The organism is Rheinheimera sp. (genome assembly GCF_030824435.1).
In the GTDB taxonomy this organism is placed as follows: Bacteria; Pseudomonadota; Gammaproteobacteria; order Enterobacterales; family Alteromonadaceae; genus Pararheinheimera.
Genome location: NZ_JAVBXS010000034.1, coordinates 14,282 through 28,446, shown reverse-complemented (window position 1 = coordinate 28,446; position 14,165 = coordinate 14,282). Strand labels below are relative to the sequence as shown.

Annotated in this window: 9 protein-coding genes; 4 read left to right on the top strand and 5 right to left on the bottom strand. The window is 48.2% G+C overall.

Going from position 1 to position 14,165, the window contains the following annotated elements; genetic code table 11:
• Positions 1-5: 5 nt before the first annotated feature.
• From RCH83_RS08725 to hemL, 4 genes are all read left to right on the top strand, one after another.
• Complete coding sequence (locus RCH83_RS08725; RefSeq protein ID WP_306521060.1) at positions 6-1,712, top strand: chloride channel protein; 1,707 nt, start codon at positions 6-8, stop codon at positions 1,710-1,712.
• A gap of 11 nt (positions 1,713-1,723) precedes the next feature.
• Positions 1,724-2,155, top strand: a complete 432-nt coding sequence (locus RCH83_RS08720) for a CopD family protein (protein WP_306521058.1) — start codon at positions 1,724-1,726, stop codon at positions 2,153-2,155.
• A gap of 94 nt (positions 2,156-2,249) precedes the next feature.
• Positions 2,250-3,272: an aspartate carbamoyltransferase gene (locus tag RCH83_RS08715; protein ID WP_296295668.1), complete on the top strand. Its 1,023-nt coding sequence runs from the start codon at positions 2,250-2,252 to the stop codon at positions 3,270-3,272.
• A gap of 100 nt (positions 3,273-3,372) precedes the next feature.
• Complete coding sequence (hemL, locus tag RCH83_RS08710; protein ID WP_306521056.1) at positions 3,373-4,656, top strand: glutamate-1-semialdehyde 2,1-aminomutase; 1,284 nt, start codon at positions 3,373-3,375, stop codon at positions 4,654-4,656.
• A gap of 26 nt (positions 4,657-4,682) precedes the next feature.
• On the opposite strand, the gene RCH83_RS08705 is transcribed toward hemL, so the two are convergent.
• The 5 genes from RCH83_RS08705 to hrpB all read right to left on the bottom strand — a co-directional run bounded on the left by RCH83_RS08705 (position 4,683) and on the right by hrpB (position 14,152).
• Positions 4,683-6,845 (bottom strand): winged helix-turn-helix domain-containing protein, encoded by a 2,163-nt coding sequence (locus RCH83_RS08705; protein ID WP_306521054.1) that lies wholly within the window; start codon positions 6,843-6,845, stop codon positions 4,683-4,685.
• A 141-nt stretch (positions 6,846-6,986) separates the two neighbouring features.
• Positions 6,987-7,163: a hypothetical protein gene (locus RCH83_RS08700; RefSeq protein ID WP_306521052.1), complete on the bottom strand. Its 177-nt coding sequence runs from the start codon at positions 7,161-7,163 to the stop codon at positions 6,987-6,989.
• Between the two features lie 97 nt (positions 7,164-7,260).
• On the bottom strand, positions 7,261-9,420 hold the full coding sequence (locus RCH83_RS08695) for a winged helix-turn-helix domain-containing protein (RefSeq protein WP_306521050.1): 2,160 nt from the start codon (positions 9,418-9,420) through the stop codon (positions 7,261-7,263).
• Positions 9,421-9,446: 26 nt separating this feature from the next.
• Positions 9,447-11,693: a penicillin-binding protein 1B gene (mrcB, locus tag RCH83_RS08690; protein WP_306521048.1), complete on the bottom strand. Its 2,247-nt coding sequence runs from the start codon at positions 11,691-11,693 to the stop codon at positions 9,447-9,449.
• On the bottom strand, positions 11,690-14,152 hold the full coding sequence (hrpB, locus tag RCH83_RS08685) for an ATP-dependent helicase HrpB (RefSeq protein ID WP_306521046.1): 2,463 nt from the start codon (positions 14,150-14,152) through the stop codon (positions 11,690-11,692). Before hrpB ends, mrcB begins: the two co-directional genes overlap by 4 nt.
• Positions 14,153-14,165 lie beyond the last annotated feature (13 nt).

The following is a 14,165-nucleotide window of genomic DNA, read 5'->3' as shown; positions in this document are numbered from 1 at the left end:
TTAGCATGAAATCCTGGCGTTTATGGCTACCACCGCTGCGGCGCCGGCTGGCTTTACCCGTCACCTCTCTGCAATTATGTCTGCTTGGCCTTGCCGGTGGCCTGATTGCGTCTGGCCTCATTATTTTATTCCGCCTTGCCATTATGGGCATTCAGGCGCTGTATTTGCAGCACAGTGATGACTTCACCACCCTACCTGATATTGAAAGGGCGCTGCTGCCTTTTGTTGCTGCAGTGCTTATCAGCCTGCTGGGTTTGTTGATTGGCCTGCGCCATTACCGGCTTGGCATTCCTTTTGTGATCCACCGTATTAAAGTGAAATACGGCATGATGCCGCTGAAAAACACCCTGCATCAGTTTGTCGGTGGCATTACCGCATTGTCGGCTGGTTTTTCGGTAGGGCGCGAAGGCCCTTCAGTGCATTTGGGTGCTTTTGGCGCCAGCACGCTAGGTTCTTATCTGCGTTTACCTTATAACAGCATCCGTATTCTGGCCGGTTGTGGCATAGCCGCTGGTATTTCAGCTTCTTTTAACACCCCTTTGGCTGCTGTTATTTTTGTGATGGAAGTGGTGCTGCGCGAATACCGTATTCATGTGTTTGTGCCCATTATGCTGGCTTCTATGGCAGGTGCTCTTGCCACCCGCGCTGTATTTGGCGAAGGCAATGATTTAGCTTCTATTACGATGATTTCATTAAGTAACTGGCATCTGCCTTATCTGGCTTTATGCGGTATTGCCATGGGTGTTGTTGCCACTTTTTTTAATAAAAGCCTGATGAAAACCATGACCGTTTTTAAAAGCTGGCATCTGGCTTTGCGCCTGGGTCTGGCTGCTTTTATTACCGCTGGCATTGGTTATCTGGTACCACAAGCTTTGGGCGCAGAAACCGGTGCTATTCATTATGCGGTGACAGCTCCTGCTGAGTTGACGCTGCTGTTTGCTATTTTCCTCGCCAAAATTATTCTGACCGTTGCCGCCCTTGGCCTGGGTGTGCCCGGTGGTATTGTTGGCCCTGTGTTTGGTATTGGTATTGTGATGGGCACTTTATTGGCCTTTTTACCAGGTCTGGTGATGGGCGATCATTCAGTAGCAGGAACCTATGCTGTGCTTGGCATGGCCGGTATGATGGCCGCCACCTTACATGCACCACTGGCGGCTTTAATGGCAGTGACCGAACTTGCTGCCAACCCTGAACTTGCGGTGCCGGCCATGCTGGTGATCACCGCGTCTTATGTGACTGCGGTGCAGTTTTTCCAGACCAAATCAATCTTCCTGCAACAACTGGATTTTATGCAGCTGCCTTACAAATTATCGCCGGCCGATGATGTACTGCAAAAAGTGGGCGTACTTGCCATGTTGCAACAGGATTATCAGGTACTGGACAATCCAACAGATGCGCAGGTGATTCAGGCACTGGACAATATGCCGGTGCAACAACCTTTGCTGATTAAACGCAGTTATGCCGTGGATCAACATTATCAGCTGGCCAGTTATGATGTTTCTATGTCGATGACAGGCGAAAGCTCACTGAAGTTTTTACCTGTGGCAGCGCTCAGTCATCAGGCCACTATGGCGGAAGTGTTTGCTGAACTTGGTGATCAGCGTGAAGGCGCTGTGTTGATTTATGATGATGAAGACGCACATCAGCCACTTGGTTTAGTGCTGTGGGAGCAAGTCCGCAGCTTATTGATGCGGCAAAATAATTTACTGTAACAGGAACCACAATGTCGTTATTACTACTGTATAAAGGTTTGCATATAGGTTTTATGGTGGCCTGGTTTGCCGGAATTTTTTACCTGCCACGTTTATTTGTCTACCACGCTGGCAATCAATCGGCTGAAGTGGACGCCATTTTTAAAACCATGGAAAGGCGCTTATTGTATTTTGTCACGCCTTTTGCCGTGCTGACGTTGTTGTTTGGTGTGCTTTTGATCCACAGCTATGGCGGCGCCTGGTTTAAAGCCAGTCACTGGTTGCATTACAAACTACTGCTGGTAATTTTTCTGTATGGTTATCATGGTTATTGTTTTAAATTGCTGGCCGACTTTAAACACAACCGTAATCAAAAAAGCCCGCGTTTTTACCGTATTTTTAATGAATTACCGGTGCTGGTGATGTTTGCCATTATTTTATTGGCGGTGATGAAACCTGTTTGATGCCCTTCGTGTTTAGCGCCTGACTTTGTTATACTGCGCGCCAGTTCAGCGGCCTAGTGCCGCTTTCTGTCACTCCAAGCAATAGGCACCCAAGATGAGCTTCAAAGGCGAACATATCCTTTCGGTGAAACAATTCGACCGCGACAGTATTCAACATATTTTCCAGATAGCACAAAGCATGGAACCTTATGCTTACCGTAAAAAGCGCACCACAGTGCTGGACGGCGCCATTCTGGGAAACCTGTTTTTTGAACCCAGCACCCGTACCCGCGTCAGCTTTGGTTGTGCCTTTAACCTGCTGGGTGGCGAAGTCCGCGAAACCACAGGTATGCAGTCGTCGGCTTTGTCTAAAGGTGAATCTTTATTCGATACAGCCAGAGTCATCAGCAGCTACAGCGACGTGATAGCGATGCGCCACCCGCAGGCCGGTTCTGTGGCTGAATTTGCTGAAGGTAGCCGGGTGCCGGTATTAAACGGTGGTGACGGTGCCAATGAACACCCGACTCAGGCGTTATTGGATTTATTTACCATAGAGCGTGAGCTGGCCGCTTCAGCACAAAAAATTGATGGTATGCACATTGCCATGATTGGTGATTTAAAATTTGGCCGCACCGTGCATTCTTTGTCCAAACTGCTGGCCTTATATAAAAACATCAAATTTACCCTGATAGCGCCAAACGAGCTGGCGATGCCGGATGACATTATTGCCACTATTGAAAATGCCGGTCATCAGGTGACTATTACCGATCAGCTGGCTGGTAATATTAATGCCGATATTGTGTACCAGACCCGTATTCAGGAAGAGCGTTTTCCATCGCAGGAAGAAGCGAATAAATACCGTGGTAAGTTCAGACTCAATCAGCAGATTTATACTCAGCACTGCAAATCGAATACGGTGATTATGCATCCGCTACCACGGGATTCGCGCCTTGAAGCCAATGAGCTGGATAACGATCTGAATTTAAACCCGAATCTGGCGATTTTCCGCCAGGCCGACAACGGCGTGCTGGTGCGGATGGCGTTATTTGCCTTAACTTTGGGTGTAGAAAACCTGGTCAGCAAATACGAAAAGGATGTGCCATGGTATTCCAACAAAGGGTATTCCAATAAAGGCTAAGCAGCACCTGCACTGCATCGAATTGAATTTAATCAAATTGCAGGGCTAACCATTTTAACGCGCAGCACCAGCTGCGCTTTTGCATTCAGGAATTTTTGTAATGACTACTTTATCTGAACAACTTTTTAGCCGCGCGCAAAAAACCATACCTGGTGGCGTGAATTCACCGGTGCGGGCTTTTAAGCATGTGGGCGGCACACCGGTGTTTATCGACCGTGCCGACGGCGCTTATATTTATGACGTTGATGGTAAACAATATATCGACTATATCGGCTCCTGGGGCCCGATGTTGCTGGGTCATAACCACCCTGCTATCCGCGAAGCTGTGATTAAAGCTGCCGAAAAAGGCTTAAGTTTTGGTGCGCCTTGCCCTGCTGAAATTGAAATGGCAGAGCTGGTTACATCTTTAGTGCCTTCGATGGAAATGGTCCGGATGGTCAGTTCAGGCACTGAAGCCACCATGAGTGCTATCCGCCTGGCGCGTGGTTATACCGGCCGCGACACCATAGTGAAATTTGAAGGTTGTTACCACGGCCATGCCGACTCTTTGTTGGTCAAAGCCGGCTCAGGCGCTTTAACTTTGGGGGTGCCCAATTCCCCTGGTGTGCCTGCTGATTTTGCCAAATACACCCTCACCTGCGAGTTTAATAACCTTGAACAACTCAGTGCTTTATTTGCCGAAAAAGGCGCTGATATTGCTTGTGTCATTGTGGAGCCAGTAGCAGGCAATATGAACTGTATCCCGCCAAAACCAGGTTATCTGCAGGGTTTACGCGATTTATGTGACCAATATGGCGCTGTGCTTATTTTTGACGAAGTAATGACAGGCTTTCGGGTAGCGCTGGGTGGTGCTCAGGCTTATTACGGTGTAAAACCGGATTTGACTACTTTGGGCAAAATTATTGGTGGTGGTATGCCGGTGGGTGCTTTTGGTGGCAAAAAAGAAATTATGCATCATATAGCGCCGCTTGGCCCTGTCTATCAGGCCGGTACTTTGTCGGGCAACCCTATTGCCATGGCGGCAGGTTTAGCGGCTTTAAAAGAAATCAGCAAAGCCGGTGTTTATGAAACATTAACCGCCAAAACTTCACAGTTGCTGGCGGGTTTAACAGCTGCGGCCGCCAAACACAATGTGCCTTTTTCAGTGAATCAGGTGGGTGGCATGTTTGGCTTGTTTTTCACCAAAGCACAAAACATCAGCAGCTACGCCGAAGCAACGCAATGTGACATTGAAGCTTTTAAAAAGTTTTTCCACCTGATGTTAGCTGAAGGAGTGTATCTGGCGCCTTCTGCTTATGAAGCCGGTTTTTTAAGCCTGGCGCACAGCGATGCCGATTTAGCTGCCACTATTGCCGCTGCTGATCGGGCTTTTGCCAAACTCTGAGCTGACATAAAAGGGTAAAAAAGCCGTCATTGTGACGGCTTTTTTGTTTGGCTTAACCAGCCGATGTCAATCTGACGGTTGTGCAACAACTGATAATAAAGGGTATCACCTTTATAGTCGCCATAAAGCGCTACCGGCTCTATGGCTGGCGGCAGTTTCAACTGCTCAGCAGTACTCTGATGCCAGCGCAGCCGCCATAAGGTGGTGATCCCTTCTTGTTGCGCCAACCAATACAAACCATCTTGCCGGCTCAACCATTGTTCCGGCGCCGTCTGTCGCCAATCAAGCTGAACTGGCAATAACTGAAATTTGCCAGTTTGTGGCGACCATAACTGTAACTGCACAGACCCCAGCTGTTGTAACACCAGATTGCCTGACTGAGCACAACGCACCCCGGTTACATCCGCCAATAACATCTGTATTGCACCGGCACCGTCTTTTTGCCATAGCTGCCAGCCTTTATCTGTCCATTGTGTCCAGTACAGCTTATTGTCACAGGCGGCAAGCTGCGCCGGCCGCCTGATGTCCTGCAACTGCAAACTGCCATCCGACAAACTAACCTGATACAGCTGTAAATCAATCAGCGCATAAAGTTGTTGTTGCCACCACAACAGCTGCTGAATTTGTCTTTGCCCCTGCAAATGGGTCAGTTGCCGTAGCAGCTGCTGCTGGTATAACCAAATTTGGCTGCTGCCTGAGCGCTCGGACACAAAAGCAACCTGCTCGCTACTTGCTGCCAGCTTCAGTTCATTTTTACTGCTATGCAGCCAGGGCAACTGCGTCACAGCAGCCGAATTAGCCAATGATAGTGCAGCCAGGTCGCTGTTATGACTTTCTTCATAGGAGGTTAACAGCTGCTCACCTAGCCGCTGCGCTTGATAAAAACCATTTTGTGCTGTCTGAAGCCGGATCACTTTGCCGGAAGATAAACGAAACAACACTAAAGCATCAAACGAACTTAACAATAAACTGTTGTCTTGCCAGTCACCGACATCGGTAATGCTAAAAGCAAAATCTTTCAGCCAGCGTACTGAATGCAAAGATAAATCAAACTGTACTAACGAGTTTGAATAAAAGTCTTTTTCGACAACCAGATACAACTGCCCATCCTGCAGATGCAGATGTTGTGGCCGGCGGTATTGCGGGGCAAACTGATATAACAACAGCGGCGCTTTGTTGGTACCAAGTTCAGCCAGAACCTGCTGCCACAGCTGCACCTGACCTGTTTTTGGGTCCTGTGCCAACCAGTATAAACGTTGTTTATCCCGCGCCAGCCCCTTGGTGATCACTTGGGCACAAGGCGCAAGCGGCTCTGGTTTGTATTTTGCTACCTCAATATGCTGACGATAAAAATGGCATTGACCAGCTGCTGTCGCCTGAAAAACAAAATGCTTTGCGTCCAGCCATACAGCATTACTAATAGCGGTAAAACTATCGCTGGACAGCTTTTTTTTGTGGTTTTTGCTGTTGTGTTGTAACCATTGCCAATTGCGCTGCTCTGGCGCCCGATACTGATAAAATACCAGGCTGCCATCCTTTGACACCAGCGCAGCTTTTTCCTGCCCTTTGAGCGCACTAAAATTAAGCATGCTGTTATATACCGGCTGTCGCGCCTGCAAACCGGCATTTAACAAAAACATGGCAAAACCAAATAATAAACAGAACAACAACAGTGCACTGGCCAGCATATAAGGCCAGCGTTGGCTGGTTTTTTGGTGTTGTTCCCTGCGATGAACTTCTGTCTGCCACAAAGTTGCATGTTCCGGATGCATTCTGGCTTCTGGCCACAACATGGGGGGCGCCTGAGGTGATTCGGTGGGCAAAGCCACTGCTGGCAATATAGATTCGACCGGCAGCTGCTGTTCAATAGCCAGAGTCCAGCGGTAACCTCTTTTTGATAAGGTTTCAATACAAGGGCCGTCAATCAGACCTGGTTGCAGAATTTTCCGCAAACTGGCAACAGCACGCATCACGGCAGCATCTGTACCTTCGGTATCCGGCCAGACATCATCCATCAGCTGATTTTTGGAGATAATCTGCATCGGGTGAGCCAGAAAATAATTTAATAACTGATGCAGTCTAGGCTCAAGCCGGAACTGTTGTTCAGGTGTGACAGCCAATATCAGGCGGCCGGCAGCTTGGTCATAGCGCCAGTTGGCAAAACAGAGATAAGGTTCGGCAAGATGCACAGCAGCCTCCCCGGCAGAAGTTCTGCGGGGAGTATACAACAAAGACTGCGTGTTTTAAGAGAAGGTTTTTGTAACCAGTGATTTAACTTGAGTATTTAAAGCACTGATTTAATTTACCTTTGCAAATTGGAAGCGCAGTTATTACATAGAATCGCAGTGTGGAACTACATACTTGCAATCTGCTTCAACATTTGGCTCCAACGGAGGTTGTTGATTTTGCTCAGCAGGAACTTCTGGTGTTTCTGGCGCTACAGCTAAAGTTACAGGTGCAAAACAAGTTACAGTTGACAGTGCAATCACTAATAATAATTTATTCATGGTGTTCTCCTTGTTGGTGTAAAACGAGCACCACCATTAATAGCGATAAAGCACTGTTATACCTGACGAAAAACCAACAAAAGCATGATAAAAATTGCTAAGGCACTTTGACTTCAACAATATCCATATCTCCTGGTGTTCCCTGTAACGAATAAACATATTTTTCATTGATGCTGACAGAAAATCTTTTTAATGAAAAATTCATTTCCAATTTTAAATCCTGCACTTTGCCTGTTTGCAGATCGTAAGCGTGGATCCTGGTTTTGTTCTCATGAATACGCTGACTGAAATATAAATACCCAGCGCGCAGTATCATCTGTGGCGGAGCAAAACCAGAAGATTCCACCGGTAAATCCAGCACAGCTCCGTCTTTTCGCTTTAATTGATAGCCTGAATCACTGATGCGGCGACCGACCTGATACAGTCCATCCGGACTTTCTTTAAAATAATCCAGATCTGCGGCATAAAGCTCCTGCTCCAGCGTTTTGATATTCACTTTCATAATCTGCCAGCGGCCATTATTGCTGCTGGAAAAATAAATAAACTTGCCGTCATGGCTCCAGCCTGGATCACGGGCACTTTGTTCGGTTCTGGTCAATTTTAGTGCGGGTTCGCCTTCAGCAAATAACCAGACTTCATTGCCAATATTTGCCAGCAGATGACGACCATCAGGCGAAAACTCCATGCCTTTGGAAATAATAGTTTCAGTAAAATTACTGATTTGTTGTTGCCTGCCATCCGGATAATACAACCAGATTTGTGGTAAACCGGAACGGCTGGTCAGTACAGCTGCCGGACCACCTTCCACCGGATTCATTTCGGCAATAGTTTCACTGCGGCTGGACTGAAATACTTGTTCTGTTTTTGGCTCCGCGTGAAATAACGGATTATCCACTTTCAGAATATTGGTTTTGCGATATTGCCCTACAGTGGAATAAATACGCCCTTGCTGACTGACCAGCGTATCGGCCACAGGATCAAAAGTATTCAATAACACTTGGCTCTGACCGGTTTTTATATCAACCACAGAGAGTGTGGCGCTGCTGGTTGGATAAATAATTTTGCTGTCATTATCATACCAATCGATATTCATCGGATAACTGCCACTGAGCTGCACTAATAACCGACTGGAGCGACTGGCCAGATCCATAATCCATATTTGACCTGCAGCACCACCGTCATCGCGGATAAAGGCCAGCTGATCGCCTTTTTTGGAAAAACGCACGGCAAAATCACCCTGACTGGTTTGTGGTGGTGTAGTCAGTTGCTCCTGCTGACCACCGGCAAAGGGGTATAACATTAACACTGAATTTTGTAGTCCATCCGGCGTATGCGGATACACCAGATAAGCGCCATCAGGTGACCAGCTTAAGCGCCCACCAATACTTTTGGCACCGCAATTTGTCAGCAAATCATCTTTCACCATCGCCGTTTTGCCGGCATCCAGTGTCATGATGCGAATTTCACATTGTTTGTCATCGACAATATGCTGATAAGCAATTTTTTGCCCATCCGGGCTCCAGCTTGGGCCGGATAATAAATCTTTGCCGCTTAACAACACCCTGGTTTCAAAATTCTGCAGATTTTGCAGCACCAGCTCCACGGTTTCGTAATCGGGCAATAAATGGTTATAAACAATATGCTGACCGTCAGGACTGACAGCTGCATTATATTCCAGACCAATCATGCTGGAGATGGCATCAAAACGGGCAAAAGGCACTGTACTGCCTTCTTGTTGCGGCAAATACAGATAACGCCAGCCCAGATACAACAAACCACAACCCAACAAAAAAATCAGCCCCATGGTCCTGAGCCAGGAAGAGCGTTTGGGCCTGACCTGCGCAGTCGCCGTGACCGCCAGCGGATTTAACTCCACTTGCGCCGTGTTAAATTCAGCTCCTTGTGCCAGCACAACTTCAGCGACAGGCGCAATAAAACGAAAACCGCGTTTGGGGATGGTTTCAATATAAGTGGGTTCACGGCTGTCATCGCCCAGCGCCACTCTTAACACCCTAATCACACGGGAAATACGACCGTCAGAAACGTCTCTGACACCCCAGACATCTGCCAGTATTTCATCCCGGGTAATTAAACGTCCGGCATTCACGATAAAATAATTCATCGCTTTCTGGCATAAATTATCCAGATCGGCGGTGGCGGTGATTTCACCTACCTCGCTGAACTTCACTAACTTATCCTGTTGTGGCAGGTACCACCAATCACCGACTTTTAGATGTTGTTCTGGTTTGGATGACATAGCCTACTCATATCACTGATGACAAATTAATCACAACTGGTCTGCATTGGCATTTCAACCCAAATTACAGGTAATAACAATACGTTAACGCAAGATTCTGATACAAAGCGGCCGCTGTGCTTGCTAATGAACTGTTTCGTCACATTTTCAGGCACACCACGGAATAAAGAATTTGCACCAAGCTGTTGAAAATAATTAGAAAAAACAGGTAAGGCTCCACTACCACCCGTCAAACCAATTTCTTTATTATCATCACGCCCCAACCAGACTGTGACGCCTGTTTCATGATCAAAACCTGTAAACCAACTGTCACGATAATCACTGGAAGTGCCGGTTTTACCGGCAAAACGCTGCCGTGGAAATTGCTGCGACAGGCTTTGTGCCGTGCCTGTTTGTGTGGCTTGTTGCAGCGCGTATTGCAATAAATAGCTGGCTGAACTGTCAACTTTTGCTTGCGCTTTGGCTTTACGCTGATAAACCGGTTCACCCAATTGACCTGTTACTGCTGAAATTGCGGCAAGCTCCAGATATTGCCCTTTATTGGCAATGGTCTGATACAACTGTGCCACTTCCAGCGGACTCATTTCCACCGCCCCTAACAATGAAGATGGTTGTAACTTCACTTCACGTTCCAAACCGAGTTTTTGCAAACTTTGCCCAAGTGCCGGCAATCCAAGTTGTAAACCCAGCCGCACAGTCGGAATATTTAAAGATTCACTCAATGCCTGAATCAGCGGTACATTGCCACGGAATTTTTTGTCGTAGTTCAGCGGTTGCCAGTTGCGGCCACCACTTTTTAAGTTCAGCGGTGTGTCGGCAAGCACAGTACCTAAATGAAAACGGCTTGGCTGCATTAAAGCGGTCAGATAAACCACAGGTTTAATAATGCTGCCAATTTGTCTTTGTGCGGACATGGCCCTGTTATAACCGGCAAAAGTGGTATTGCGCCCGCCCACTATGGCTTTGAGTGCACCTTGCTGGTAATCGGTCACAACCATGGCGGCTTCAATGTTGTTGTCCAGCTTGCCAAGCCGGTTTAACACCGCCTGCTCGGCCGCCTGCTGCGCCATAGGGTCTAAATAAGTGAAGACCCGGATGCCGTTTTCCAGCTGGGATTTATCTTTGATAATGGCGCGCAGCTCCTGCCGCACTTTGTCGATATAAGCCGGAAACCGGCCTTTTAAATGTTCACCCAGCGGTATCACATCCAGTGGCCTGTCTGTTGCCGCCCGCCACTGGGTTTCATCCAGTAAACCATGGTCACGCATCATGCCCAGAATGAGATCACGTCTGTCTTCAGCTCTTTTGGGAAAACGGCGTGGGTCATAAAAAGATGGCCCTTTGATAACACCTATCAACAGCGCATATTCGTGAGGCCGCAGTTCAGCCAGCGGTTTACCAAAATACAGTTTGCTACCAAGACCCAGGCCATGTACTGGGTTGGCTTTAAACTGCCCTAAGGATATTTCATTCATATAAGCTTCTAAAATCTGGTCTTTGCTGTAACGGTAATCCAGCACCAATGCTATTAAAGCTTCATTGACCTTACGCAGATAACTACGCTGCTGATTGGTATACATATTTTTTGCCAGCTGCTGGGTTAAAGTCGAACCACCCTGCACAGTTTTACCGGCCAGCATATTCACCCATGCCGCACGTACCACAGACCAGAGTGACACGCCGTGGTGGCTGTAAAAATCACGGTCTTCCACCAGCAACAAAGTGTCTTTGATGGTGCGTGGCACTTTGGACAACTGAATTAACTCACGATCTTCCTGCTCGGCCGCCACCAGATGCTGTAACAACTGCGGCTCCAGCAGCGCAGATGCCAGCTTTTTACGCTCCTGGCCGGCGCTCAGTGCCTGCACAAAATCACCGGCAAAACTGACATGAAATAAAGTCGCCACCTGATGACCGGACGGGAAATCAAAAGCACGGCGATACACTGACACCGTATTACCATCCACATGGTATTGGCCTGGTCCGTTCAGCCTTGGATCAGCGCTGTATTGCAGCCGTTTCAGCTCCGCAACCATTTGCGCCTGCGACAGGTGCCGGCCCGGGTTCAGGCTTAAAGCTCTGGCATACAACTGGGCTGGCACCTGCCATTTTTGGCCGGAAAACAAAGTGGTAATTTTACTGTCGAGATAAATCAGGTAAATAAATAACGTCAGCAGCAGCACCAGCGCGGCTTTCAGGCAAAACCAGCCGATGGTTTTAACCAGTGGATTGAGAGGTTTGGCTTTTTTCGCCCGGCTTTTTTTTACTGTCATTTTTGCATCGCTTTTTTGGTTTTATTGGTCGGCATCGCTTCCAGCGGATTGTCCGGCCAGAAATGTTTGGGGTAACGACCACGCATTTCTTTTTTGACATCCTGATAAGCGTTTTGCCAGAAACTGGGTAAATCGCGGGTCAGCTGTAACGGCTGCTTCGACGGTGATAACAAAGTGACGGTGACCGCTATGGCACCGTTGGCCACTGTCGGTGTGCCGGACTGACCAAACATTTCCTGCAGCCTGATAGCCATACTGACGCCGTGCTGACTATCAGCGTCGGCGCTATAAAGCAGCGTAATATCTGTGCCCAACACTGAACGCCAGCTGGCTGGCAATAATTTATTCAGCGCCAGCTGCTGCGCATAACTTAACCGCTGCCACAATAACTGACGCAGATCGAGTTTTTGCAAAGCCGTCAGGTTATTGATTTCACTCAGATAAGGTGCAAGCCAGCTGGCAGCATCAGCCAATAAAGCGTTATCAGCACAATCCGGCCACTGTGCCTGCGGTTGTAACCTTGCTGCCAGCAAAATACGGTGTTTTAAATTCAGCGCCGCTTCCGTCCAGTTCAGCACCGACAAACCCCGTTTTTGTATTAAGTCGAGCCAGGCCAGACTTTTATCCGCCGGGCTTAATGCCGTGCTGATATTCTGCCGTTTTAATACCAAAGCACCAAAACGCTGCCGCTGCTCGGCAATAAAACGACCGTTTTGTTCATCAAAAGCAAAATGACGTTCTGTTTCAATCTGAGGCGACCAGTGACTTTGTAATTCATCAAGGCTAAAAGTGCAGGCAGAGCTGATTTGTGCATCTTTGCCAAAAAGCCGTAAATCGGCCACCACTAAATAAGGGCTGTGCGAAAGTGCATCATCGGGCGGCAACACAGCGCCGGTGCCGTTCGCCAATAAATATCCCTGACCGCGCTGCTGCGCTATACGGTCGGGAAAAGCAAAACTTAACAACAAACCACAAAGCTGTTCCGGCAGGTTTTGTTTTAATAAATCGCTGCTAAAACCGAGTTGTTGCAGTAATAATTTTGCCTGTTGCAACACAGGACCAGAAGCGTATTTCAGCTGCGCCGTTAAATCACAACTGCCGGCCCTTTTATTTTGTTCAAGCAGCGCCGCCATTAATGCAGCCAGTGCCGGCGCTGCCGGGTAACCTTCTGCCACAAACCTTTTGGCATGCAACAACATCGAAGCCAGCCGGGGTTCTGTTGGCAGCTTTAACATGGCGCGGCCATGGGAAGTGAGTTGTTGTTCTTTATCCAAAGCACCCAACCAGCGTAAACACTGCTCAGCAGCCGCAAGCTGGGCTTTGGGCGGTGGGTCCAGCCAGAATAAATCCTCTACCTTTGCGCCCCAGCCAGCAATCTCCAGCCTTAAGCCTATTAGGTCAGCTTGCAGAATATCAGGGGTAGTAAAGGCAGGGCGGCGTGCCCATTTTTCCGGAGTGTCCAGCCGGTAACAAAAACCAGGTGCTAACCGACCGGCGCGACCAGCACGTTGCACCGCTGATGCCTGACTGATTTGTATAGTGTCCAGTTTGCTAAAACCGAGTTTGGGCTGATAAACCGCCTGACGTGCCACCCCGCTGTCAATCACAACAACAATGCCGTCTATGGTTAAACTTGTTTCCGCCACATTGGTGGCCAGCACTATTTTACGCCTGCCAGGCATAGAAGCTTTGATGGCTTGTTGCTGCTGCACCAAAGTTAAACTGCCAAGCAGCGCAAATACGTCTACATCTGCTGGCAGTTGCTGCTGTATTAAATAATCACTTGCCCTTTCTATTTCAGCTTGCCCCGGCAAAAACACCAGCTGACTGCCCTGATGCTCCAGAAGCAACTGACGGGACAAACGGGCGGCCTGTAACCACAATTCTTCCTGAGTCGGGCTTTGATAACGCACTTCCACCGGGAAACTGCGGCCTTCACTTTGTAACAAAGGTGCCTGTAGTTTGTCGGATAATTCGGCACCCGCTAAAGTGGCCGACATCACCAGCAACTTCAGCTGTTCATTCAGTTGTTGTACTTCAAGGCTTAACGCCAAAGCTAAGTCGGCTTGTAACGAACGTTCGTGGAACTCGTCAAAAATCAATAAATCTATACCGGCAAGCTCAGGGTCTTGCTGAATTTTACGCACCAGCACCCCTTCGGTCACAATCAGCAACCGGGTTTTAGCGCTGCGCTCTTGTTCACCTTTTATTTGATAACCGATGCTCTGACCTACAGCTTCCCCCAGCTGAGTTGCCAGATAAGCCGCAATACTTTTGGCCGCCAACCGGCGCGGCTCCAGCATAATGATGTGTTTATCAGCAAAATCAGGGTGCTGTAATAGATAAAGCGGAAGATACGTCGATTTACCGGCGCCGGGCGGCGCCGTTAATAACACACGATTGTTTTGTTGTAGCTGGCTGCTCAGGGCTGCACAAATCTCAGCAACAGGTAAAGTCACGGCATAGTCCTGC